Origin of the sequence: Corallococcus exercitus, assembly GCF_003611585.1 — a bacterium.
Taxonomy (GTDB): domain Bacteria; phylum Myxococcota; class Myxococcia; order Myxococcales; family Myxococcaceae; genus Corallococcus; species Corallococcus exercitus.
In genome coordinates, this window is sequence record NZ_RAVW01000873.1 from 1 (window position 1) to 541 (window position 541).

Here is a 541-nt window from a genome sequence, read left to right on the forward strand (position 1 = left end):
GCCCTGGACGCCCCGGGCCTCCAGCCGCAGCCGCGCGAGCCCGTCCGCGGGCGCCTCCGGTGACGTCAGGAGCAGCACCAGCGTCCCGCCCCGCGTCGCCGCGTCCACCAGCTTGCGCGCCTCCGTCAGCGCCAGCCGCTCCGGACGCCCCGGAGCGCCCACGCCGTGCGTGAGATCCAGCACCACCGCCGTGAAGGCGCCGCTGCGCGCGAGCTGCACGGTGGACCACACGCGCTGCGCGAAGGCCCGGGGCCGCACGACGAGCAGCCGCTCCAGGTCCACGCCCAGCGCCGCCGCCGCGGGGGGATAGAGCTCCTTCGGCCCATCCACCCACGCGCACAGGCGCAGCTCCCGGTGCGCGGACGCCACCGCGCGCAGCGCCAGGCTGGTGCGCCCCGACGCGGCCTCGCCGCACAGCTCCACGGAGGTCCCCAGCGGCAGGCCTCCCTGCGGCAAGAGCGCGTCCACCGCGTCCACGCCCGTGCGCAGCACCGACAGCGCGCGACGGGGCGCCGCCTGCAACTGGCGGATCTGTCTCTTA

1 protein-coding gene is annotated in these 541 nt (G+C 77.6%); it reads right to left on the reverse strand.

The genetic code is table 11. The features are described from left to right. A partial coding sequence (locus D7W79_RS42635; RefSeq protein WP_147442386.1) for an ImuA family protein occupies nt 1-541 on the reverse strand: 541 nt, incomplete at both ends.